This is a genomic window from Micromonospora sp. NBC_00617 (assembly GCF_045161355.1).
Classification (GTDB): domain Bacteria; phylum Actinomycetota; class Actinomycetes; order Mycobacteriales; family Micromonosporaceae; genus Micromonospora.
Genome location: NZ_CP107751.1, coordinates 5,646,045 through 5,667,847, shown reverse-complemented (window position 1 = coordinate 5,667,847; position 21,803 = coordinate 5,646,045). Strand labels below are relative to the sequence as shown.

Here is a 21,803-nt window from a genome sequence, read left to right as displayed (position 1 = left end):
GGGTCCCGGCCGATGTCCACCGCCACGCCGCTCGCCCGGGACCCGCAACCGGTGACCGGGTCAGGCGGTGGCACCGCCGTCGATGGCGATCGCCGCGCCGGTGATGTGCCGGCCGCCCTCGCCCACGAGGTGGCTGACCGTCGCCGCCACGTCGGCGGGCGTTCCGTACCGGCCGAGGGCGATGTGCGACCGCTGCGCGTCGGCGCCGGCGCTCTCCGACGGGTTCATGTCGGTGTCGGTGGAACCGGGAAGGATCACGTTGACGGTGATCCCGCGCGGGCCGAGTTCACGGGCGAGGGCCCGGGTCAGGCCGTTGACCGCGCTCTTGGTCATGGCGTAGACGCTGACCCCCGGGTCCGGGACGCGGCTGGCGAAGCTGCTGCCGATGTTGACGATCCGCCCGCCGTCACCCATGTGGCGTACCGCCGCCTGGGTCGCCAGGAACGCCCCGCGTACGTGCACGGCGATGGCCAGGTCGAGGTAGTCGAGGCTGACCTTGTCGATCGGCCCGGCCGAGAACACGCCGGCATTGTTGACCAGGATGTCCAGCCGCCCCAGTTCGGCGACCGTCCGCTCGACCGCCCCGGCCACCGCCGTACCGTCGGCGCTGTCGGCCCGGATCGCCAGGCCGGTGCGGCCGTACGACTCGATGTCGGCGACCACGGCCTTCGCGCTGTCTTCCGCCTGGCGGTAGGTGAACGCGACGTGGGCTCCGTCTTCGGCCAGCCGGCGTGCGACGGTGGCGCCGATACCGCGGCTTCCGCCGGTGACGAGGGCGACCCTGTTGGTAAGTCGGGACACGCTTCCCCAATCCTGTCTGTCGACTCAGGAGAATGATCACCCTATCCGGCGGTCCGTGCAGCCTGGACCGGTGCCAGGTCAGCCGAGCCCGTGCCGTGCTGACGACCGTCTCTCCTGCTGACGGTCCGCAACGCCCGCGGCAAGCAGACGAAGACCCTCGTGGTGAGTGCGGCCGTGCACGACATCCCGCGGGTGTGACCTGACCGAACCCGTCTCGCCGACCGGCCGGTAGGCCGGGTTGGCTGGGGCTGCGACCGGCGCGTACGCGACAATGAGGTACGTGACGACGATCCCCAACGTGCTCGCCAACCGGTACGCCTCACCCGAGTTGGTCGCCCTCTGGTCGCCCGAGGAGAAGGTCCGGATGGAGCGGCGGCTCTGGCTCGCCGTGCTCCGTGCCCAGCGCGACCTCGGCGTGCCCGTCCCGGACGGCGTGATCGAGGCGTACGAGCGGGTGCTCGACCAGGTCGACCTCGCCTCGATCGCGGAGCGGGAGCGGGTCACCCGGCACGACGTCAAGGCCCGCATCGAGGAGTTCAGCGCGCTCGCCGGGCACGAGCACGTGCACAAGGGGATGACCTCCCGGGATCTCACCGAGAACGTCGAGCAGCTCCAGGTGCGCGCCTCGTTGGAGCTGATCCGGGACCGGGTGGTGGCCACCCTGGCCCGGCTGGCCTGGCTGGCGTACGAGCACTCCGAGCTGGTCATGACCGGCCGCTCGCACAACGTGGCCGCGCAGGCCACCACGCTGGGCAAGCGCTTCGCGTCGGCGGCGGAGGAGCTGCTCATCGCGTACGAGCGGCTGGAGGACCTGATCGCCCGCTACCCGCTGCGCGGGATCAAGGGGCCGGTCGGCACGGCAGCCGACCAGCTCGACCTCTTCGACGGTGACGCCGACAGGGTGGCCGAGCTGGAGCGACGCGTCGCCGAGCACCTGGGCTTCGCGCGGGTGCTGGACAGCGTCGGGCAGGTCTACCCGCGCTCGTTGGACTTCGACGTGCTGTCGGCGCTGGCGCAGACCGCCGCCGCGCCGTCGTCGCTGGCTACCACGATCCGGCTGATGGTCGGTCAGGAGCTGGTCACCGAGGGCTTCAAGCCGGGTCAGGTCGGCTCCAGCGCGATGCCGCACAAGATGAACACCCGTTCGTCGGAGCGGGTGAACGGCTTCGCCGTGATCATCCGGGGTTACCTGTCGATGGTCGGCGAGCTGGCCGGTGACCAGTGGAACGAGGGGGACGTGTCCTGCTCGGTGGTCCGCCGGGTGGCCCTGCCGGACGCGTTCTTCGCCGCCGACGGGCTGTTCCAGACCTTCCTGACCGTGCTCGACGAGTTCGGCGCGTACCCGGCGGTGATCAACCGGGAGTTGGAGCGGTTCCTGCCCTTCCTGGCGACCACCAAGATCCTGGTGGCGGCGGTCCGGCGCGGCGTAGGCCGGGAGGTCGCGCACGAGGTGATCAAGGAGCACGCGGTCGCCGTGGCGCTGGCCATGCGCGAGAAGGGCGCCCCGGAGAACGACCTGTTCGACCGTCTGGCCGCCGACGGTCGCCTGGGCCTGTCCCGAGCCGACATCGACACCCTGGTCGGAGACCGCACCGCCTTCGTAGGAGCGGCAAAAACCCAGGTGGAAGCGGTAACCCGCCGCATCACCAAGGTGGTGGAAACCCACCCGGAAGCCGCAACCTACACCCCACCCCCCATCCTGTAATCGCGCCCCAGCGCCCGTTGATCATGAAGTTATTGCCCTGCGCGCCGGCGTGTCGCGGCAATAACTTCATGATCAACCGGGTGGCGAGGGCCGGGTTATTCGCCGGTGGGGGTTTCTGCGGCTGTTCCTAGGTTGGGGCCGCTCGCCGGTTCGGCGATGCCGCCGAGAGACTCGGCGAAGGCCGGGTCGGTGGCGGTCTCCGCCGCCACCGCCGGCTGGTCGGTCGGCATGACCTGGGGCATCGTGGGTACGGCGATGACGGCCGTGCCGTACGCGCAGATCTCCATCCACAGCTCGCCGCAGTCCCGGCTGTCGAAGCGCATGCCGATCACCGCGTTCGCGCCGATCCGCAGGGCCTCCTCGCCGAGGCGGGTCACCGAGTCGGTACGCCATCGGGTCAGGTTGTCCGGCGCCATCGGGTCGTACGCGCCACCGCGCAGGTTCTTGACACCCTCGCGGTACGGGTTGCGCGTCCTGGCCATCGATGACACCACCTCACCGAGAATCTGGCGGATCTCGTAGCCGGGCAGTTGCTCTGTCGTCACGACCAGCACGGTTCCGATGCTGTCAGGAGTTCGCGCGACCCGATCGGGTGCCGTGTTCACCTGATCGGATGCTGCAAAACGACGCGGCGCGGACGGTCGGCACGCCGCCGACCATCCGCGCCGCGCGGGCGCTAACGGTCAGACACCGGCCACCGAGGTGATCCAGGCCCGGTTGTACGCGACACTGCCGTAGTTCTGGATGGTGGAGCCGTCGGCCGTGGAGGCCACCCCGACCTGCTGGCCGTTGTAGAACTGCGGCCCGCCCGAGTCGCCCCGCCAGGCGTTGCCGTTGATCCGGGTGCTGCGGATCGCCTGCCCGCCGTACGCGTCCGTGACGTTGGTGCTGGTCACCTGGACGGTGGCGGTCTTGAGCTGGCTGGACGCGGAGCAGCCGCTGTAGCAGGTCATGCCCCACCCGTAGATCGAGTTGGTCGAGCCGACGGGCGGGTTGCTGCTGGCCAGGGACACCGCCGAGGTGCTGACGGTGCTGGAGAGCCGCATGAGGGCCAGGTCGTTACGGGTGTAGGTGGCGCTGACGGTACGGGTGACCCCGCCCGAGTCGCGGTAGACGCTGCCGACCCGGACCGACATCGTGCCGCTGATGCAGTGTCGGGCGGTGAGCACCCACTGCGCGGCGATCACGCTGCCCGAGCAGGTGAACGAGCCGTTGCTCAGCACGGCGGCGGCCCAGGGGGCGGACGAAACGGTGCCGCCGCCGATGATGGGTTGGGGGCCGGCCGGGGCGGCGGACGCGCCGGACGCGGCGGCGAGGGCGCCGACCAGCGCGGTGCTGATCAGGGCGAGCAGGGGACGAACGCGCATCGGTGGACTCCTTGGAGGGGCTGGGGCCCGGGGTCGCCGGGTGCCCGGTGGCGACAGCGGGAGGTCCCCGCCGCCGCTTGCATCGAGCTATGTCGATGAACTCTAGGGCCGACGGGCATCGTTTTCAAGAATCTTATCGAGATCAACCAATGTAACGATTCGGCTACCCAGCGCGCCGTATATGCCCTGCTGGGGCCGCCTGTCTCGCCTCGTCGGCCGCCCCCGCCGCCGGTTATGTGGATCACTGCCTGAACTGCGCCCGGCCGGTGCGTCCGCGACGGTATCTGCCAGGTACGCTGGCTGCGCTCGCCCGTTGTGGGTCGGCACCCAACTGCGTACACAGTCAGGAGTGCCTAGTGCCTCGCGTCGTCGTCGACGTCATGCTCAAGCCCGAGATCCTCGATCCGCAGGGCCAGGCCGTCGCAAACGCGCTGCCCCGGCTCGGCGTCAGCGACGTCGCCTCAGTGCGGATCGGCCGGCGCATCGAGATCGACTTCACCGGTGAACCGGATCTGGACCGGGCCCGGGAGATCGCCGACAAGCTGCTCGCCAACCCGGTCATCGAGGACTTCACCGTCCGCCTGGTCGAGACCGACGAGACCGCGGACGCCCGCTCGTGACCGCCCGGGTCGGTGTGGTCACCTTCCCCGGCTCGCTCGACGACGGGGATGCGGCCCGCGCCGTCCGGATCGCCGGCGCCGAGCCGGTCCGGCTCTGGCACGGCGATGAGGATCTGCACGGTGTGGACGCGGTCGTGCTGCCCGGCGGCTTCTCCTACGGTGACTACCTGCGCTGCGGCGCCATCGCCCGGTTCGCCCCGGTGATGGAGACGCTCGTGGACGCCGCCCGGGGTGGCCTGCCGGTGCTCGGCATCTGCAACGGCTTCCAGATCCTCTGCGAGGCGCACCTGCTGCCCGGCGCGCTCACCCGCAACCAGCACCTGCACTTTCGTAACCGGGACCAGGTCCTGCGCATCGAGTCGGCCGGCACGGCGTGGACCAACGCGTTCCAGCCCGGCCAGGAGATCCTCATCCCGGTGAAGAACGGCGAGGGCTGCTACGTCGCCGACACCGCGACGCTGGACCAGCTCGAAGCCGAGGGGCGGGTCGTCGCCCGGTACGTCGGCGGCAACCCCAACGGGTCGCTGCGCGACATCGCGGCCATCACGAACTCCGCCGGCAACGTCGTCGGCATCATGCCGCACCCCGAGCACGCGGTGGAGGCGCTCACCGGCCCCTCGCTGGACGGCCTGGGCTTCTTCACCTCGGTCCTCAAGCACCTGGTGGGGACGCCAGCGTGAGCGCGAGGAGTGAGCCGGTCCTGCGAGCCCCGCAGTCGCGAACGAAGGGCGGGGCCGTGAACGCGAGGAGTCGGTCAGGCGGGCACGAGCGCAGCGAGGAGAGGTCATGACCACCCATCCGGACCCGGTACGGGACACTCCGGAGGCGTACTCCGCCCCGGCGCAGCCGACCGAGCCGCTGGCGCAGCCCGCCGCCCCGTCCCAGCCGGCGACCGCCGACTGGACCGACGGGGTGGACACCGTGCCGCGCGCCGGTGGTACGCCGGGCGAGCTTCAGCCGTACACCGAGCTGGGTCTGCGCGACGACGAGTACGACCGGATCCGGCAGATCCTCGGCCGCCGGCCCACACAGTCCGAGCTGGCCATGTATTCGATCATGTGGAGTGAGCACTGCTCCTACAAGTCGAGCAAGGTGCACCTGCGGCAGTTCGGTGAGAAGGCCCCGCACAGCGACCGGCTGCTCGCCGGTATCGGTGAGAACGCCGGTGTGGTGCAGATCTCCGCCGACCTGGCCGTGACCTTCAAGGTCGAGTCGCACAATCACCCGAGCTTCGTCGAGCCGTACCAGGGCGCGGCGACCGGCGTCGGCGGCATCGTCCGGGACATCCTCGCCATGGGCGCCCGCCCGATCGCCGTGATGGACCCGCTGCGCTTCGGTGCGGCGGACCACCCGGACACCGCCCGGGTGCTCACCGGCGTCGTCGCCGGTGTGGGTGGCTACGGCAACTGCCTCGGCCTGCCCAACATCGGTGGTGAGCTGGTCTTCGACCCCTCCTACCAGGGCAACCCGCTGCTCAACGCGCTCTGCCTGGGCGTGCTGCCGGTCGACCGGCTGCAGAACAAGGCGGCCGCCGGCCCCGGCAACGTGGTCGTGCTGATGGGCGCCAAGACCGGCCGGGACGGCATCGGCGGCGTGTCCGTGTTGGCCAGCGCCGCCTTCGACGAGGGCAGCGAGGCCCGTCGCCCGGCCGTGCAGGTCGGTGACCCGTTCACCGAGAAGCTGCTGATCGAGGCGTGCCTGGAGCTGTACGACGGCCAGCTGGTCGTCGGCATCCAGGACCTCGGTGGCGCCGGCCTGACCTGCGCGCTCACCGAGACCGCCGCCGCTGCCGGTACCGGCATGCGGGTCTGGCTGGAGCGGGTGCCGCTGCGGGAGCCTTCGATGGACCCGCACGAGATCCTGGCCAGCGAGTCGCAGGAGCGGATGCTGCTGGTCGTCGAGCCGGACAAGCTCGACGCGGTGCTCAAGACCTGTGAGAAGTGGGGCGTCCTCGGCACCGCGATCGGCGAGGTCACCGCACCCGAGCCGGACGGCCGCCCCGGTCGACTGTTGATCACGTGGCAGGACCACCTGGTCGTCGACGTACCGCCGGGTTCGCTTGTCGACGACGGCCCGGTGTACGCCCGGCCGATGCGGGAGCCGGCGGACCTGATCCTGCTCCAGGCCGACCGGGCCGAAACGCTGCCCCGACCGGCCGACCCGGATGCGCTGCGGGAGACCGTGCTGCGCATGATCGCGTCGCCCAACCTGGCCGACAAGACCTGGGTCACCGAGCAGTACGACCGCTACGTGCTGGGCAACACCGTGCTCGCCCAGCCGGAGGACGGCGGCGTGATCCGCATCGACGAGCGGACCGGGCTCGGCGTGGCGCTGTCGGTGGACGGCAACGGCCGGTACGCCCGACTGGACCCGTACAACGGGACCAAGCTGGCCCTCGCCGAGGCGTACCGGAACGTGGCGGTGACCGGCGCGAAGCCGATCGCCGTCACCGACTGCCTCAACTTCGGCTCGCCGGAGGACCCGGGCGTGATGTGGCAGTTCGCCGAGGCCGTTCGCGGCCTGGCGGACGGCTGCCTGGAGCTGGGCATCCCGGTCACCGGCGGCAACGTCAGCTTCTACAACCAGACCGGCGCGGCGCCCATCCACCCGACCCCGGTGGTCGGTGTGCTGGGTGTGCTGGACAACGTGGCCGACCGGGTGCCGATGGGCTTCGTCCCGCGTCCGGGCGGCGACCACGACCAGCTCTACCTGCTCGGTGAGACAAATGTCGAGCTGTCCGGCTCGGAGTGGGCCTGGGTGACGCACGAGCACCTCGGCGGCATCCCGCCGCAGGTCGACCTGCTCCGTGAGAAGGCGCTGGCCGACCTGCTGGCCGAGGCGGCCCGGGTGGGTCACCTCAGCTCGGCGCACGACCTCTCCGACGGCGGCCTCGCCCAGAGCCTGGTCGAGTCCTGCCTGCGCCGTGGCGTCGGCGCCCGGATCGCCGTGCCGGAGCAGTTCGCCGACGGTTCGATGCCGTTCGTGTACCTGTTCAGCGAGTCCGCGACGCGGGCGCTGGTGTCGGTGCCGCGGGGACACGACAAGGCGTTCGCCGCGCTCTGCGCCGAGCGGGGGGTGCCGTTCGAGCTGATCGGCGTCACCGACCCGACCGGCGGCGCGTTGGAGGTGCACGGCCAGTTCCGGATCGGTCTGGACGAGCTGCGCGCCGCGCACACCGAGACGCTGCCGCGCCTCTTCGGCGGCGTTGCGGCCGTCGACGTGCCCGCGCCGGCCGCCGGCGTGGCGGGCGCTGTCGAGGCCGTGCCGCTGCCGGGTGCGCCGGCCGAGCCGGTGGACGCGTCGGAGGTGCTCTCCGAGCCGATCGCCTCGGCCGGTCCGTCCCCGCAGACCGGAGCTGTCGACCCGGTCGGGTCGGAGCAGCCGGGCGAATCGTCCGAGTCTGACCCCGGTGCCGCCGAGCCGTCGCCTGACGAGCGCTGAGGCGTTGACGGCGGCCGTCTACGGCCAGCCCGGGTCAGGTGCCCGCTTCGACTGGGGCCTGACCGGGGCGGCCGAACTCGGCCGGGTCTGCGCGGCGCTGGTGGTGGTGGACGTCCTCTCGTTCACCACCGCCGTCGAGGTGGCGGTCGCCCGGGGCATGCGGGTGCACCCGTTTCCGTGGGGCGAGCAGGCCGCCGACTACGCGGTGCGGGTCGGCGCTGTCGCGGCGGTGGGCCGTCGTCGGGTGACAGCCGACCATCCGTGGTCGCTGTCGCCCGCCGCGCTGAGCACCGCGCCCGTCGTGGCGGACCTGGTGCTGCCCTCACCGAACGGCTCCGCGATCAGCGCGGCCGCCAGCGCCACCGGGCAGCCGGTGGTCGCGGCGTGCCTGCGGAACGCCCGCGCCGTCGGGCGTTGGCTGCGCCGCCAGGGGTACGGGACGACGGACGCCCCCATCGGCGTCATCGCCTCGGGTGAGCGGTGGCCGGACGGGTCGCTACGACCGTCGGTCGAGGACCAGCTCGGCGCGGCGAGCGTGTTGGACGCCCTGTCCGGTGTGCCGGGTGGCCTCTCCGTGGAGGCGGCCATGGCGCTCGCCGCGCTGGCCAGCACTCCGGACGTGCCCGCGGCGGTGCGCGGCAGCGTGTCCGGTCGGGAGTTGACCGAGAGCGGCTTCGGCGCCGACGTCGACATCGCGGTCCGGGTGGGCGTGTCGGACGTCGTACCGGTCCTTCGCCAGGGCGTGTTCTCCGCCGCCTGACCGTCGCGGGTCGCCGGCCCGCTCGCGCCGCGCCCACATCCGCGCCCCGCCGCGCCCGCGCCCGTCCGGCCGTCGGGTGCCGGGCATGATCAACTCGGTATCCGGGAAATCGGTGTGTCGAGGTACGGCGGACCGCCCGCTCTCCGGGAAGGCGAGTTGATCAGCCGGAGGACCGGGCGACCAGCGCCCGCACCGGAACGACCGCCCGGAGATCCGGGCGGCCGTTTGCCGTCGTGCGGTGCCGTGGTGCTGGTCAGTCGTCCAGCCAGTCGAGGCGTCGGCCACCCCGCTCGGTGGGCGGCGGCCCGTCCGGCCGGGCCCGGCCGCCCTGCTGCTGGCCGTAACCGGCCTGGTCGTAGCCCCGGTCGTCGTAGCCGCCGCGTTGCTGCGGGGCGTCCTGGCCGTAGCCGCCCTGGTCGTACCCGCCGGCCTGCTGCTGGTCGTAGCCGCCCTGGTCGTAGCCCCGGTCGTCGTAGCCGCCGCGTTGCTGCGGGGCGTCCTGGCCGTAGCCGCCCTGGTCGTACCCGCCGGCCTGCTGCTGGCCGTAGCCGCCCTGGTCGTACGCGCTGGTCTGCTGGCCGTAGCCGCCAGCCGGCTCCGCCGACCGACCGCCGCCGTACGGGGCCGCCGGATCGGGCTGGTCGTAGCCCGGAGCCTGCTCCGGCTGGTAGACGCCGGTGGCGTACGGGTCGGCCGGAGCCGGGTACTGGGTGCTGTCACCGGTGTACCGGCCGGTCGGCTCGTCGAAACGCTCGCCGTAGCCCGCCCCGCCGGCGGGAGCGGGCGGGTAACCCGCGCCACCGGCCGGGGCCGTGTAGTCACGGCTGCCGTAGCCGCCACCGGAGGACGGCGCGCTGCCGTAGCCGCCACCCGGGGCCGCAGCGCCGCCGTAGCCCGCGCCAGAGCCGGGTGCCGCGCCGTAGGCGTCGCCCGCCGGGCCGGCGCCGTAGCCGCCCTCCGGCCTTGCGGCCGTGCCGTAGCCGCCGCCCGAGGAGGGCGCGTTGCCGTAGCCACCACCGGCGCCGTAGCCGCCCGGGGCCGGCTCGTCGCCGTAGCCGGCGCCACCCCAGCCCTGCTGGCCTGCCGCGCCGTAGGGCTGCGCTGGCGCTCCGTACGGGTCCGGCGGGACGTCGTCGACCACCGGGCGGTGCATCATCGTCGGCGCCTCGCTCAGCGCCGCGCCGCCGACCATGGTGGGGTCGGGACCGCCACCGGCGCGGTTGACCACCCGGGTCTGGTCGTCAGCCCCGTGGAAGGCGCCCCGGGCCGCCGGCACGGCGCCAGCCGCCCCGGCCGCACCGGCGGTCGCCGGCTCGTCATCGTCGTCGCCGTTCTCGCGGCGCTTCATCCAGAGCAGCACGATCGTGCCGACGCCGGCCGCGACCAGCAGGCCGCCGAGCAGGATGATCAGGTACGACCCGAAGCCGCCGCCGTCGTCCTCCTTGGCGGCGTTCGCCGGGGCGCCCGGGCTGGCCGCCTCGGACGGCTGCTCCTCGCCATCCTCCTCGGTCGTCTCCTCGGTGGGGAGGGCCTCGGCGGTGGCGGACGGCGTGGCGCTGGGCGTCACCTCGACCTTGATCTCCAGGCTGATCCGCTGGCCGGTGATGGACTGCCCGGCGTTGGCGTTGAAGCTCTTGATCGCGTTGATGTTGTTGGCCGACGCGCCCACGTCGATCCGACCCGGGGTGATGGGGCTCTGGGTGCTGCCGCTGAAGTGGAAGTTGCCGCTGCCGTCGCTGATCGTGTCGTAGCGGTGACCGCCGGTGTCCTGGAGGATCACGATCGCGTTCGGCACCGCGTCGCCGTTCGCCTTCACGACCACCTTGCCGGAGACCGACTTCACCGTCTGGTTCTGCGGTGGCGAGGGCGGGGCGGCCTTGCCTTTGACGGTCAGCGAAACCGTGGCGGTGGCCGGGCCCGAAGCGGCCTCGACCGCCACCGTGATGGTCGCGGTCGCGTCGCCGGCGTTGTCGTTGGCCGCGATCCGGACCAGCACCGAGCCTTTCGGGTTGCCCAGGCCGCCGCCGGAGAGTTTGACATCGCCACAGCCACTGGCGCAGCTGACGCCGGACGGCAGGCCGGAGAGACTGACCTTCGCCGACTCGTCCTCGTTACCCCCGGTGATGCGCACGGTGATCGTGGCGTCGCTGCCGGCGTTCACGGTGACCGAGCCGGGGGAGACCTGGACCTCCGCGGCCATTGCTGGTGTGGCGGGGACGGCGAGCAGAGCGCCGGCAACCAGCGCCACGACCACACCGGCCCGCTGCTTCCAGGCACGTCGGTGTGTTGACACGTCCACCGCCTTCCGGGCTGACTTCCCTTGACCGGCGGGGCGCCGGGCCGGGGATCATCACGGTACGAATACGCCGTCGGCCACTATGCCTTGTCTGACTGGATCGGCGCGACCCAGGGTTAGCGTCGGCTGCTTCACCTGTGCGTCGTATCGTCCCGTCGTGTCCTCTCCGCACAGTAAGTCCGCCGCCGTGGCGGCGGCTTTGTCGGCGCTTGACGAGGGGCGTACGCCCGAACGGCCGGTACTCCGGGAGGCGGTCCGGTCCTTGTTGGCCGTCCTCGCGGAGCGCGCCCCCGGCCGATCGGTGGAGGTGCGCGTCCCACCATACGGCGCGATCCAGTGCGTTCCCGGTCCTCGACACACCAGGGGAAACCCGCCGAACGTGGTCGAGATGTCGCCGCAGACCTGGTTGGGGCTGGCCACCGGCCGGATCGCGTGGGCCGAGGCGGTCACCGATGGTCGCGTTCAGGTGAGTGGCATTCGGGCGGACCTCTCGGCGTATCTGCCCCTCTAGCTGCGCGGATGTCCGGGTGAGCGTGACTATCCGCAGGGAAATCGTGACTATCTGTATTGACGGCGACTCGCGTACACTGTCAGGCGACGACAGTGGTCCCGGCCGAGGAGTGTGGATCCGCACCGTGATCCCCGCCCGGCCGGTCCAGACCAGCATGAGGGAGCGGTAGTGCCCCGAGGCGACGGCCGGCTGAGCCACGACCTTGACCCCCAACGACCGGGCCCCCAGGACGCCTGCGGCGTCTTCGGTGTCTGGGCCCCCGGTGAAGAGGTCGCCAATCTGACCTACTTCGGCCTCTACGCCCTTCAGCATCGGGGCCAGGAGGCCGCGGGCATCGCGGTGAGCGATGGCTCGGGCGTGGTGGTCTACAAGGATCTCGGCCTGGTGGCCCAGGTCTTCGACGAGCCCACCCTGGCCAGCCTGCGCGGCCACCTGGCGATCGGGCACGCCCGATACTCCACGACCGGCGCCTCCAACTGGGAGAACGCCCAGCCGACCATCCGGTCGACCAGTTCCGGCACGACGATCGCGTTGGCCCACAACGGCAACCTGGTCAACACCGCCGAGCTGGAGAAGGAGGTCGCCGAGCGCGGCCTGGTCGCGGACGGCACCACCAACGACACCTCGCTGGTGACCATGCTGCTGGCCAGCCATCCGGACCTGTCGGTCGAGGCGGCCGCGCTCGAGGTGCTGCCGCAGCTGCGCGGGGCGTTCAGCTTCGTCTTCATGGACGAGTCGACGCTGTACGCGGCCCGCGACGCGCACGGCGTGCGCCCGCTGGTGCTCGGCCGGCTGGAGCGTGGCTGGGTGGTGGCGAGCGAGACCGCCGCGCTGGACATCGTCGGCGCCAGCGTGGTGCGCGAGGTCGAGCCCGGTGAGCTGATCGCGATCGACGAGGAGGGGCTGCGCTCCACCCGGTTCGCCTCGCCGGAGCCGAAGGGCTGCCTCTTCGAGTACGTCTACATCGCCCGCCCGGACGCGAGCATCGCCGGGCGCAACGTGCACGCGGCGCGGGTGCAGATCGGTCGGCAGTTGGCCAAGGAGCACCCGGTGGAGGCCGATCTGGTCATCCCGGTGCCCGAGTCCGGCACGCCGGCTGCGATCGGTTACGCGGAGGCGTCCGGCATCACCTACGGCGCGGGCCTGATGAAGAACCCGTACGTGGGCCGCACCTTCATCCAGCCGTCGCAGACCCTGCGCCAGCTGGGCATCCGACTCAAGCTCAACCCGCTGCGGCAGAACGTCCGCGGCAAGCGGCTGGTGGTCGTGGACGACTCGATCGTGCGCGGCAACACGCAGCGGGCCATCGTGCGGATGCTGCGCGAGGCGGGGGCGCTGGAGGTGCACGTTCGGATCTCCTCCCCGCCGGTCAGTTGGCCGTGCTTCTACGGCATCGACTTCGCCACTCGGGCGGAGCTGCTGGCCAACGGGTTGGACAACGATGGCATCCGGCGTTCCATCGGCGCCGACACGCTGGGCTACGTCTCGCTTCCTGGCTTGATCGCCGCGACCGAGCAGCCGAAGACCCGGCTGTGTCGGGCGTGTTTCGATGGGGAGTACCCGATCGAGTTGCCGGCCGGCAACCTGATCGGCAAGCACGTCCTCGAAGGGGTGGGCCGCCGGGTCGCCAACGCGACGCCGGAAGCCCCGGACAGCTTCGGCCCGCTCGTCGCCACTCCGGGCGGCGTGACCGCAAACCGCCCGTAGCACCAACCGGCGCGGCCCGGCCACCGCCGGCGCGGCACCGAGAACCACAAAGGGGAGAACCGTGACGCACGTGTCCGAGCGCAGCGGCGCAGGAAGCAGCCCGACCGGCGCTGGCGGCGACCACCAGCCGTGGACGGGCGGTGCCGGCCGTCAGGCCCGTAAACGCTCGGTCTCGTACGCCGACGCCGGGGTCTCCATCGACGCGGGTGACCGTGCGGTGGAGCTGCTCAAGTCGAAGGTGCGCCAGACCCGTCGCCCCGAGGTGCTGGGTGACCTGGGCGGCTTCGCCGGCCTGTTCCGGCTGGACACGAAGAAGTACAAGAGCCCGATCCTGGCGTCCTCGACCGACGGCGTGGGCACCAAGCTGGTGATCGCCCAGCAGATGGACATCCACGACACGGTCGGCATCGACCTGGTCGCGATGGTCGTCGACGACCTGGTGGCCTGCGGCGCCGAGCCGCTGTTCCTGCTCGACTACATCGCCACCGGCGAGGTCGTTCCGGACAAGGTGGCTGAGATCGGCGCGGGCATCGCCGACGGCTGCCGGTACGCGGGCTGTGCGCTGCTGGGCGGGGAGACCGCTGAGCACCCCGGTGTGCTGCGCCCGGACGAGTACGACATCTCCGCCACCGGCGTGGGCGTGGTCGAGGAAGCCGACATCCTCAGCCCCGAGCGGGTCGAGGTGGGCGACGTGGTGATCGCCATGCGCTCCTCCGGCCTGCACTCCAACGGTTACTCCCTGGTCCGGCACGTGCTGCTGGGCGCGGCCCGGATGCGTCTGGACATCGTGATCGACGACTTCGGTCGGCAGCGGACCCTGGGTGAGGAGCTGCTCACCCCGACCAAGATCTACGCCAAGGACTGCCTCAAGCTGATCGCCGAGGCCGAGGTGCGGACGCTGTCCCACATCACCGGCGGCGGCATCCCCGGCAACCTGGTCCGGGTGCTGCCGGAGCACGTCGACGCGGTGGTCAACCGGTCCACCTGGAAGCCGCAGCCGATCTTCGACCTGATCCAGTCGAAGGGCCGGATCGACGACCACGACATGGAGTCGACCTTCAACATGGGTGTCGGCATGTTCGCGATCGTCTCGGCCGAGGACGCCGACCGTGCGCTGGCCACTCTGACCGGCCGTGGGGTCGAGGCCTGGCAGGCCGGCGAGATCATCGAGGGCACCGGCAACGTGCAGATGGTCGGTCAGCACACTCGCGGGTAACAACGCTCCGATGAACGTACGGGCACCTGATCAGGGCTTCACCCGAGTGGCCAGTGCCGCCTAGCCTGAAGGGCTCAGGCTGGGCGGAGGAGGGTGATGGCTGCTGCGGGACTGTCGTTCAGCGGGATGCGCGGTCTGGCCGCGGTCCCGTCGTACGTCGTCATGCAGCCGACGACCCTCTGCAATCTCGACTGTGTGTACTGCTACCTGCCGTTTCGGGCCGCTGACCGACGGATGTCGGTGCCGGTGGCCGAGGCGGTGGCTGCGGCGGTCAACCCGTGGGCGGCGGCTGGTCGCTTCTCCGTCGTGTGGCACGGCGGCGAGCCGCTGGCCGCCGGTCGGGAGCACCTGGCCGACCTGATCGCGCCCTTCGGGCCCGAGGTCGAGCACCACGTGCAGACGAACGCCACGCTGATCGACGACGAGTGGTGCGCCTTCTTCGCCCGGCACGAGGTGCGGGTGAGTGTGAGCGTGGACGGGCCCGCCGAGCGCAATGGCGACCGGGTCAACCGTGGCGGTCAGCCGGCGTACGACCGGATTTTGCGCGGTGTGGCGGCGCTGCGCCGACACGGGCTGCCCTTCTCGGCGCTGGCCGTGGTGTCCCGGCCGGCGCCGGGGCTCGCCGCCGAGCTGTACGACTACTTCCTCGGGCTGGGCTGCGACGTGCTGGGCATCAACATCGAGGAGACCGAGGGGGTCAACACCCGCGACAACAGCCATGACGCGGCGGCGGTGACGGCGTTCTGGGCCGAGTTGGTGTCGGCCTGGCGCAGGGAGCCCCGGATCCACCTGCGTGAGGTCGAGTGGTCGCTGCGGTACGCGGCGGCGGTGCTCGACGGCGCGGCGGACGGCGTGTTGCCCCGTCGGCTGGACCCGATCCCGACCATCGGGCACGACGGCTCGGTGACCGTGCTCTCCCCGGAGCTGGCCGGCTTCACCGACCCGCACTACGGCGACTTCAGCAGCGGGAACGTGCTGGCCACCCCGCTGGCCCGGATCCTGACGGACGCGGCGTCGACGCCCTGGGTGGGCGAGTTCCTGACGGGCGTGGAGGCGTGCCGGGCGTCGTGCTCGTACTTCGGCTTCTGTGGCGGCGGTCATGCGGCCAACCGCTACTTCGAGCTGGGACGTTTTGACGGTACGGAGACCGAGCACTGCCGCAACAGCAAGATCCGCCTATTGGAGGGAGTGTTGGAGCATGCCCGAGACCACCAGTCACCGGCGGCCTGAGCGCGAAGCGGACGACGCCCCGGACCGAGTAACCGAACGGGTGCGGGAGGCCGCCCCCGGGCTCGTCGCGCTGCTTCAGGAGGCCGAGGACGCGCGGCGGCTGCGGGCGGAGGTGTCGGGCGGGGACGGCGTCAGCGCGGTCTGCGCCTGGAACCACTTCGAGAACATCCCGACCTTCTACAACTGGAACAACCGCCCGCGCTGAGGTCGACCGTGATCAGGGGCCTGTCGGCCGGCCGGAGTGACCTCCGGCCAGGGCAGGCCCCTGATGATCGGCACCGGTTTCGCTCCCGATGGGCACATGCGTGAGCACGCGGGGGTTACCGCGTGCTCAGCTGCGTCGAGAGGTCAGCGGGTCGGTCGGACCCAGGGATCCGGGTCGTCGTCCGCGTGATTCTCATCATCGTCGTCGACGAACTCCTTAGAGTCGTCGTCGAAGTGGTGCTCAGACTTACCAGCACCCGCCAGTTCGCGCTGCAAGGCGGTGAGGTCGGTGTTCGGGGAGTGGTACTTCAACTCCCGCGCCACCTTCGTCTGCTTGGCCTTAGCACGGCCGCGCCCCATGGCTCGACCCCCTCGCACAGAATGCGGGGCAGCCCGAAGGCGGGCCCCGATGACGTCAGGCATCTCTCGTAGCTCTTACGGTACATGGGGATGCCATCGTTCGGCACCTCGGGTTACCGTCGGCCGGCTCTGCGCGTCGCGTTGATCCGGCCGTCACCCAGTGTACCTGGTAAGGAGCGGAACGAGGAGCACCCGTGACACCGGACAAAACACGCCAAACTTGACCCGGGCTCAGCTTACCGAGTCGGACCGGCGCGGGAGGCCCGGAGGCGGATCCTGGTCGATCCGCCTCCGGCTCCGGAAGGGGTCAGCGCAGGTGGATCGTGCGCAGTCGACCGACCTCGACCATCCGCCGCTCGGCCAGCCGGTCCGCGGCGACCGCCGGCGGCACGCCCTCGGCGTCCGCCAGGTGCAGGATCTCGCGGGTGGTGTCGTAGATCCGGGTGGCCCGCAGCTTCGCCCGCTCGAAGTTGAAGCCCTCGATCTCGTCGGCCACCTGGATCACGCCGCCGGCGTTGACCACGTAGTCCGGGGTGTAGAGGATGCCCCGGTCGGCCAGCAGCTTCTCGATGCCCGGGTGCGCGAGCTGGTTGTTCGCCGCCCCGGTCACCACCCTCGCGCGCAGTGCCGGCACCGAGTCGTCGTTCAACGCGCCGCCCAGCGCGCACGGGGCGTACACGTCGATGTCCGCCGCGACCAGCGCGGTGGCGTCGTCCACCAGGCTGACCTGCGGGTGGTTCGCGCGCACCCAGGCCAGGGCCTTCGGGTTGACGTCGGTGGCAACCACCTCCGCACCGTCCTCCAGCAGGTGCCCGGTCAGGTACTTGCCGACCTTGCCGAGGCCCGCCACGCCGACGCGCCGGCCACCCAGGCTCGGCGTGCCCCAGACGTGCTCGGCGGCGGCCCGCATCCCCTGGAAGACACCCCAGGCGGTCAGGATCGAGGAGTCGCCGGCGCCGCCGTGCTCCACGCTGCGGCCGGTAACGTACCGGGTCTCGCGAGCGATGATGTCCATGTCGGCCACGTAGGTGCCGACGTCGCAGGCGGTGTAGTAGCGGCCGGCCAGCGACTCCACGAAGCGGCCGTACGCGCGCAGCAGCGCCTCGCTCTTGATCTGCTCGGGGTCGCCCCAGATGACGGCCTTGCCGCCGCCGAGGTCCAGCCCGGCGAGAGCGTTCTTGTACGCCATTCCGCGGGACAGGTCGAGCACGTCGGCGAGCGCTTCGTCCTCGCTGTCGTAGGGATAGAAGCGGGTGCCGCCGAGCGCGGGCCCCAGCGCGGTGGAGTAGATCCCGATGATCGCCTTGAGGCCGCTCTGCTTGTCCTGGCAGAAGACGACCTGTTCGTGACCGGTCGATATCGGGTCGTCGGTGCTCGCGAATACGCCCATGACTGGCTCCTGAAGGTGGTGTGCGTTCCTTGTGGGACGCGGACCTGGTGGACCCCGGCGGGGGTGCTGCCGGTGCGGTCGAGCCTAGTATCGGCTGCCGTGGGGCCGCCCGACGTGCCGGCGTCATCCCACGTTGCGGCGCGCGTGGTCCGGTCGCTGGGCCCGTACGGGTGCGGTTCGTGGGAGGATCGCGCGGTGCCGTCGCTCTTCGCTTCTTACCTGCGCGTGTACGAGCCGCTGACCGCCTTCGACCGGGACCGGCAGAGCTACTGGCGCCGCTACGTCTCGGAAGGGCGGGCGGTCGCCCCGGTCGAGGGCCCCGGCCGCCAGCGGACGGCGGTGATCGAAGCGCTGGGCGCGGGCTGGACCAGGCTGCCGGACCTGCCCGAGGAGGCGTACGTCCTGGAGACGGACGACGGCCTGCTGGTCTGCCCCTGGAACCTGCGCATCCGGGTCGCCGAGGCGGCGCTCAACGCCCGGGACGGGGTGCCCTCGGTGCTCGCCGACGCGTTCGTGCCGCCGGTGCTCGCCGGGCAGGCCAGGGCGGTCGTCGACGACTGGCGCAGCGGTGCCCGGGTGCTGGAGCACGGTGTGCCCCGGGTGCACGAGCAGATCGCCACCTGGGGTGTGCCGCTGCGGTGGTTCGTGCTCTTCGAGCCGGCGGAACGGGACCTGGTCACCGAACCGGGCCGGCGGGCGCTGCGCTACCGGACGGAGATCTCCAAGGCCCGTCGCCGATCGTCGCGGGCGCTGTCGGTGCTGCGTAAGTCGGTGGGCGAGGCGCCGATCACCGAGGCGGTGGAGGAGGCGGCCCGCTGGCTGGAGGAGTTCCACCCGCGCTCGGTGGTGGAGCTGGACTACGGCGGCCTGGTCGCCCTGCTCTCCGACGAGACCCTCGCCGCGGACGACTCTCCGGAGCTGGTCGCCGGTGGCCTCGCCGGGCTGTCGCGCGGCGAGGCCGAGGAGGCGTCCGCCGCGTACGACAAGTTGGTTGCCCGGTGGCGTGCCGTGCAGCTGCTGGAACGGTGCAACTGAGGCATTTCGCCCTAGGAGCGTCCCCAAGGCGAGGCGCGCTCGTAGTTGACGCATCACGAACCGTGATCATGAGTCCGAATAAGGTAGTTTCTGCCGTGTAAAAGTCGTAAAAATCGGGCATGGTTCATCCGTCCGTCTAGGGACCTTCATCCGTTCGGCCCATGTCGGACATCGGGGACTAGCCGGACCATGGGAGACGCGTCGGCCGGCGGGACCCCGGCCGATGTCTATACATGTGGAGGAGTGACCGATGGCATCGCGAACGCACGAACCAGAGCCGCTACTCACACCGGCCGAGGTGGCGTCGATGTTCCGTGTCGACCCGAAGACGGTGACCCGGTGGGCGAAGGCGGGCAAGCTCAGTGCCATCCGCACCCTGGGTGGCCACCGTCGATACCGCGAGTCGGAGGTCAGGGCGCTGCTACAGGGTCAGATCCCGCAGCAGCGGCAGGGCGACTGAGCCGGCACGAGTTTTTTTTTCCGACAAAGGGCGGTGGATCTCGATCCACCGCCCTTTGTCGTGCCCAGCCTCAGCGTTGCCCCTCGGTCAGCGTGACCCGGATGCCGACGGTGCCGCCCTCGCCGCGGCGCAGCCGGCTGCCGAGCAGGCTGAGGCGGCCGATCAGCCGGTACTTGTGCTTGAGCAGGTCGCGGACCCGGCCCGTGTCGCGGCCACCGTAGAGGGTCGCGTGGGCGGGCACCTCCGCCCCGTGTGGCCGGCCCCGGACGTCGCACGGGGCCACGGTCACCTCGCCGTTGTGCCGGATCCGCTTCACCTTCCCCGAGTCGGCCCGGGTCCAGACGGCCAACGCGTCTCCGTCGCGGACCGCCCAGACCGGGGTCGGCACCGCCCGACCGTCCTTACGGAAGGTCGTGAGCAGGAGGTACTTCTCGGTCGACAGCCGGTCCAGCGTGGTCACGCCGCCAGGATACGGCCGCTGCGGGCCACTGAGTGGCCGGATACCGTGAACCTCATGACGGGGGAGCCTCTAATCGGTGACGTGGTCGGCGAACTGCTGCGGGACGCGCTCGCCGTGGCCACCGGGGTCGGGCCCCGGCCCATGGTCGGCGGGCGGCTGCCCCGGCCGGTCATCGAGATCATCGAACGGGACGACGGCCTGATCAACGGCGCTCCGGCCGCGCACTACCTCGACGGGCCAGCCGACTGGCAGCCGTACGACCACCGGGCCGTCGACCGGGCCCGGGGCGAGACGCTGGACGTCGGCACCGGGGCCGGACGGATCGCGCTGCTGCTCCAGGAGCGCGGCGTACCGGTCACCGGACTGGACACGTCGGCGGGCGCGCTCGCGGTCAGCGGGCGTCGCGGCGTACGGCGGCTGGTGCACGGCACGGTGGACACGCACGTCGCCGACGGCCAGCGGTACGACACGTTCCTGCTGCTCGGCAACAACCTCGGACTGTTCGAGGGGCGGGAGCGGGCGCCAGGGTTCCTGGCCGCGCTCGCCGCGCTGGCCCGACCGGGAGCGCAGATCATCGCGCACGGCACCAACCCGTACGGCACCCGCGACCCGCTGCACACCGGCTATCACGAGCGCAACCGCCGCCGGGGCCGGCTCGCTGGCCAGCTGCGACTACGGCTGCGTTACCGGGAGCTGGGCACCGAGTGGTTCGACTATCTGGTCTGCTCGCCGGACGAGTTCGCCGAGCTGGTGCACGGCAGTGACTGGCGGCTGACCGATGTGGACGACCGCGACGCCCCCTACTACCTGGCGACCCTGCGCCTCGCCGGCTGACCGGCGAAGGGCCCCTCGTCGACGAGGGGCCCTTCGTGCAGATCAGACCTGAACGGTCGGGGGCAGCTGCTCGGGCGGGAGGCCACCATCGCCGTCGACCACCTCGTCGGGGGTGCCGTCCTCGTCGATGTCGACCATGGTGATGTCCACCTTGCCGTCACCGTCGGTGTCGAACTGGAACAGGTCGGCCTTGCCGTCGCCGTCGGTGTCCACCACCCACACGTCGGTCTTGCCGTCGTTGTTGGTGTCGGCGCGCAGCAGGTCGACCCGCTCGTCGCCCCGAGTCTCCACGGTCTCGGAGTTGCTGCTCTCCCCGGTGGTGACGCTCTCCGGTGCCTGGCTCATCTCGATGCGGTCCTTCCCTTGGGTTGACGGGCCGTACGTACCCGATCGCGCGCTCCCCACGCATGGACGCGGTCGGCGTGCTGTTTAGGGTCGCACCATGAGCGAGCGGAGCGGGCCGAGCACCCGGGCCGGCGTGGCGGGGACCCCGCGCGCCACCGGGGCGGACAGGGAGGCGTGATGAACGATCGTTTCGTGGTCGTCGGTGCGGGCACGATGGGGCTCGGCATCGCGTACGTGGCGGCCGGAGCCGGGCACGCCGTCGAGCTGGTCGAGGTGGACGCGGCCCGGGGCGCGACCGCGCTGACCCGGCTCGCCGACCTGTGGGAGCGGGCGGTGCAGCGTGGCAAGCTGACCGCCAACGAGGCCGCCGCGAACCGGGAGAGGGTGACGCTGCGCCCGAGCCTCGCCGAGGTCGCCCCCGCTCCGGGGGTGCTCGTGGAGGCGGTGCCGGAGCGGCTCGACCTCAAGCGGACGGTGCTGCGGGACGCCGCGGCGCTGAGCCCGGCCCTGCTCGCGAGCAACACGTCGAGCATCGCCATCGGCGAGTTGGCCGCCGGCCTGGACGCGCCCGAGCGCTTCCTCGGCCTGCACTTCTTCAACCCGGTCTGGGCGATGGCGCTGCTGGAGATCGTGGTCGGCCCGGCGACCGCCGAGGAGACCACCGCGGCGGCCGTCGCGCTCGCCGGCCGGCTCGGCAAGGACCCCGTCGTCGTACGCGACCTGCCCGGCTTCGCCACCTCCCGGCTCGGGGTCACCCTCGGGCTGGAGGCGATCCGGATGGTCGCCGATCAGGTGGCCAGCCCGGCCGACATCGACAAGGCGATGGTGCTGGGCTACCGGCACCCGATCGGGCCGCTGGAACTCACCGACCTGGTCGGCCTGGACGTGCGGCTGGACATCGCCCGGACCCTCCAGGCGGCGTACGGGGACCGCTTCGCGCCGCCGGAGCTGCTGGTGGAGATGGTGGCCGCCGGCCGGCTGGGCAAGAAGTCCGGGCACGGCTTCTACCACTGGGACGGCGGGGTCAAGCGGTGAGCGCGGTGGCGAACGGAGGGTGGGCA

General features: G+C 71.6%; 21 protein-coding genes and 1 pseudogene. 14 read left to right on the top strand and 8 right to left on the bottom strand.

Features of this window, described 5'->3' with window-relative positions; genetic code table 11:
• Positions 1 to 60 precede the first annotated feature (60 nt).
• Positions 61 to 801: an SDR family NAD(P)-dependent oxidoreductase gene (locus tag OG505_RS26110; protein WP_405428459.1), complete on the bottom strand. Its 741-nt coding sequence runs from the start codon at positions 799 to 801 to the stop codon at positions 61 to 63.
• 280 nt (positions 802 to 1,081) lie between these two features.
• Here OG505_RS26110 and purB point away from each other — a divergent pair, with 280 nt between their 5' ends.
• On the top strand, positions 1,082 to 2,506 hold the full coding sequence (gene purB / locus OG505_RS26105; RefSeq protein WP_405428457.1) for an adenylosuccinate lyase: 1,425 nt from the start codon (positions 1,082 to 1,084) through the stop codon (positions 2,504 to 2,506).
• Positions 2,507 to 2,601: 95 nt separating this feature from the next.
• On the opposite strand, the pseudogene OG505_RS26100 reads toward purB, so the two are convergent.
• Positions 2,602 to 3,166, bottom strand: a pseudogene (locus OG505_RS26100) (YbjQ family protein).
• 23 nt (positions 3,167 to 3,189) lie between these two features.
• The gene (locus tag OG505_RS26095) at positions 3,190 to 3,873 is read right to left on the bottom strand and encodes a S1 family peptidase (RefSeq protein WP_405428455.1); all 684 of its coding nucleotides are present in this window, start codon (positions 3,871 to 3,873) and stop codon (positions 3,190 to 3,192) included.
• A gap of 356 nt (positions 3,874 to 4,229) precedes the next feature.
• Between OG505_RS26095 and purS the strand changes: the two genes are divergently transcribed.
• The 4 genes from purS to OG505_RS26075 all read left to right on the top strand — a co-directional run bounded on the left by purS (position 4,230) and on the right by OG505_RS26075 (position 8,694).
• Positions 4,230 to 4,493, top strand: coding sequence for a phosphoribosylformylglycinamidine synthase subunit PurS (gene purS, locus OG505_RS26090; protein ID WP_007454310.1), 264 nt, complete (start codon positions 4,230 to 4,232; stop codon positions 4,491 to 4,493).
• Positions 4,490 to 5,173, top strand: a complete 684-nt coding sequence (gene purQ, locus OG505_RS26085; protein ID WP_405428453.1) for a phosphoribosylformylglycinamidine synthase subunit PurQ — start codon at positions 4,490 to 4,492, stop codon at positions 5,171 to 5,173. The genes purS and purQ overlap by 4 nt, the downstream gene beginning before the upstream one ends.
• A gap of 106 nt (positions 5,174 to 5,279) precedes the next feature.
• Entirely contained in the window at positions 5,280 to 7,934 is a 2,655-nt protein-coding gene (gene purL / locus OG505_RS26080) for a phosphoribosylformylglycinamidine synthase subunit PurL (protein ID WP_405428451.1), read from the top strand.
• 4 nt (positions 7,935 to 7,938) lie between these two features.
• Positions 7,939 to 8,694, top strand: coding sequence for a 2-phosphosulfolactate phosphatase (locus tag OG505_RS26075; RefSeq protein ID WP_405434721.1), 756 nt, complete (start codon positions 7,939 to 7,941; stop codon positions 8,692 to 8,694).
• Positions 8,695 to 8,947: 253 nt separating this feature from the next.
• On the opposite strand, the gene OG505_RS26070 is transcribed toward OG505_RS26075, so the two are convergent.
• Complete coding sequence (locus OG505_RS26070) at positions 8,948 to 10,987, bottom strand: hypothetical protein (protein WP_405428449.1); 2,040 nt, start codon at positions 10,985 to 10,987, stop codon at positions 8,948 to 8,950.
• Positions 10,988 to 11,177: 190 nt separating this feature from the next.
• On the opposite strand from OG505_RS26070, the gene OG505_RS26065 reads away from it, so the two are divergent.
• The 5 genes from OG505_RS26065 (at position 11,178) to amcA (ending at position 15,859) form a co-directional block, all read left to right on the top strand.
• Complete coding sequence (locus OG505_RS26065) at positions 11,178 to 11,501, top strand: sterol carrier family protein (RefSeq protein ID WP_354853900.1); 324 nt, start codon at positions 11,178 to 11,180, stop codon at positions 11,499 to 11,501.
• Between the two features lie 168 nt (positions 11,502 to 11,669).
• Positions 11,670 to 13,208, top strand: coding sequence for an amidophosphoribosyltransferase (gene purF, locus OG505_RS26060; RefSeq protein ID WP_405428447.1), 1,539 nt, complete (start codon positions 11,670 to 11,672; stop codon positions 13,206 to 13,208).
• A gap of 61 nt (positions 13,209 to 13,269) precedes the next feature.
• Entirely contained in the window at positions 13,270 to 14,424 is a 1,155-nt protein-coding gene (gene purM / locus OG505_RS26055) for a phosphoribosylformylglycinamidine cyclo-ligase (protein ID WP_405428445.1), read from the top strand.
• A 126-nt stretch (positions 14,425 to 14,550) separates the two neighbouring features.
• Positions 14,551 to 15,654, top strand: coding sequence for a cyclophane-forming radical SAM peptide maturase AmcB (amcB, locus tag OG505_RS26050; RefSeq protein ID WP_405434719.1), 1,104 nt, complete (start codon positions 14,551 to 14,553; stop codon positions 15,652 to 15,654).
• Positions 15,623 to 15,859: a multiple cyclophane-containing RiPP AmcA gene (gene amcA / locus OG505_RS26045; RefSeq protein ID WP_405428443.1), complete on the top strand. Its 237-nt coding sequence runs from the start codon at positions 15,623 to 15,625 to the stop codon at positions 15,857 to 15,859. Before amcB ends, amcA begins: the two co-directional genes overlap by 32 nt.
• Positions 15,860 to 16,002: 143 nt before the next feature.
• On the opposite strand, the gene OG505_RS26040 is transcribed toward amcA, so the two are convergent.
• Together OG505_RS26040 and OG505_RS26035 are read right to left on the bottom strand one after the other, a co-directional pair.
• Positions 16,003 to 16,218: a DUF3073 domain-containing protein gene (locus OG505_RS26040; RefSeq protein WP_007454329.1), complete on the bottom strand. Its 216-nt coding sequence runs from the start codon at positions 16,216 to 16,218 to the stop codon at positions 16,003 to 16,005.
• A 307-nt stretch (positions 16,219 to 16,525) separates the two neighbouring features.
• Positions 16,526 to 17,608, bottom strand: coding sequence for a Glu/Leu/Phe/Val dehydrogenase (locus tag OG505_RS26035; protein ID WP_405428441.1), 1,083 nt, complete (start codon positions 17,606 to 17,608; stop codon positions 16,526 to 16,528).
• A gap of 195 nt (positions 17,609 to 17,803) precedes the next feature.
• Between OG505_RS26035 and OG505_RS26030 the strand changes: the two genes are divergently transcribed.
• Positions 17,804 to 18,643 carry a hypothetical protein gene (locus OG505_RS26030; RefSeq protein ID WP_405428439.1) on the top strand — a complete coding sequence of 280 codons (840 nt, stop codon included), beginning with the start codon at positions 17,804 to 17,806 and terminating at the stop codon, positions 18,641 to 18,643.
• Positions 18,644 to 18,893: 250 nt separating this feature from the next.
• On the top strand, positions 18,894 to 19,103 hold the full coding sequence (locus OG505_RS26025; protein WP_007073996.1) for a BldC family transcriptional regulator: 210 nt from the start codon (positions 18,894 to 18,896) through the stop codon (positions 19,101 to 19,103).
• A gap of 70 nt (positions 19,104 to 19,173) precedes the next feature.
• On the opposite strand, the gene OG505_RS26020 is transcribed toward OG505_RS26025, so the two are convergent.
• Positions 19,174 to 19,563, bottom strand: a complete 390-nt coding sequence (locus OG505_RS26020) for a PPOX class F420-dependent oxidoreductase (protein WP_405428432.1) — start codon at positions 19,561 to 19,563, stop codon at positions 19,174 to 19,176.
• A gap of 54 nt (positions 19,564 to 19,617) precedes the next feature.
• Here OG505_RS26020 and OG505_RS26015 point away from each other — a divergent pair, with 54 nt between their 5' ends.
• On the top strand, positions 19,618 to 20,397 hold the full coding sequence (locus OG505_RS26015; protein WP_405428430.1) for a class I SAM-dependent methyltransferase: 780 nt from the start codon (positions 19,618 to 19,620) through the stop codon (positions 20,395 to 20,397).
• Positions 20,398 to 20,439: 42 nt separating this feature from the next.
• Here the strand turns inward: OG505_RS26015 and OG505_RS26010 are convergent, their stop codons facing one another.
• Entirely contained in the window at positions 20,440 to 20,742 is a 303-nt protein-coding gene (locus OG505_RS26010) for a hypothetical protein (RefSeq protein WP_405428428.1), read from the bottom strand.
• Positions 20,743 to 20,919: 177 nt separating this feature from the next.
• Between OG505_RS26010 and OG505_RS26005 the strand changes: the two genes are divergently transcribed.
• A complete protein-coding gene (locus OG505_RS26005; RefSeq protein ID WP_405428426.1) occupies positions 20,920 to 21,777 on the top strand; it encodes a 3-hydroxyacyl-CoA dehydrogenase family protein in 858 nt (285 codons plus the stop codon).
• Positions 21,778 to 21,803: the final 26 nt, after the last annotated feature.

What these genes read in the sequence shown, in the direction of transcription:
- OG505_RS26095 (WP_405428455.1), bottom strand. Translation starts at nt 3,873, where the DNA reads ATGCGCGTTCGTCCCCTGCTCGCCCTGATCAGCACCGCGCTGGTCGGC.
- purL (WP_405428451.1), top strand. Translation starts at nt 5,280, where the DNA reads ATGACCACCCATCCGGACCCGGTACGGGACACTCCGGAGGCGTACTCC.
- amcB (WP_405434719.1), top strand. Translation starts at nt 14,551, where the DNA reads ATGCGCGGTCTGGCCGCGGTCCCGTCGTACGTCGTCATGCAGCCGACG.
- amcA (WP_405428443.1), top strand. Translation starts at nt 15,623, where the DNA reads ATGCCCGAGACCACCAGTCACCGGCGGCCTGAGCGCGAAGCGGACGAC.
- OG505_RS26040 (WP_007454329.1), bottom strand. Translation starts at nt 16,218, where the DNA reads ATGGGGCGCGGCCGTGCTAAGGCCAAGCAGACGAAGGTGGCGCGGGAG.
- OG505_RS26035 (WP_405428441.1), bottom strand. Translation starts at nt 17,608, where the DNA reads ATGGGCGTATTCGCGAGCACCGACGACCCGATATCGACCGGTCACGAA.
- OG505_RS26025 (WP_007073996.1), top strand. Translation starts at nt 18,894, where the DNA reads ATGGCATCGCGAACGCACGAACCAGAGCCGCTACTCACACCGGCCGAG.
- OG505_RS26015 (WP_405428430.1), top strand. Translation starts at nt 19,618, where the DNA reads ATGACGGGGGAGCCTCTAATCGGTGACGTGGTCGGCGAACTGCTGCGG.
- OG505_RS26010 (WP_405428428.1), bottom strand. Translation starts at nt 20,742, where the DNA reads ATGAGCCAGGCACCGGAGAGCGTCACCACCGGGGAGAGCAGCAACTCC.
- OG505_RS26005 (WP_405428426.1), top strand. Translation starts at nt 20,920, where the DNA reads ATGAACGATCGTTTCGTGGTCGTCGGTGCGGGCACGATGGGGCTCGGC.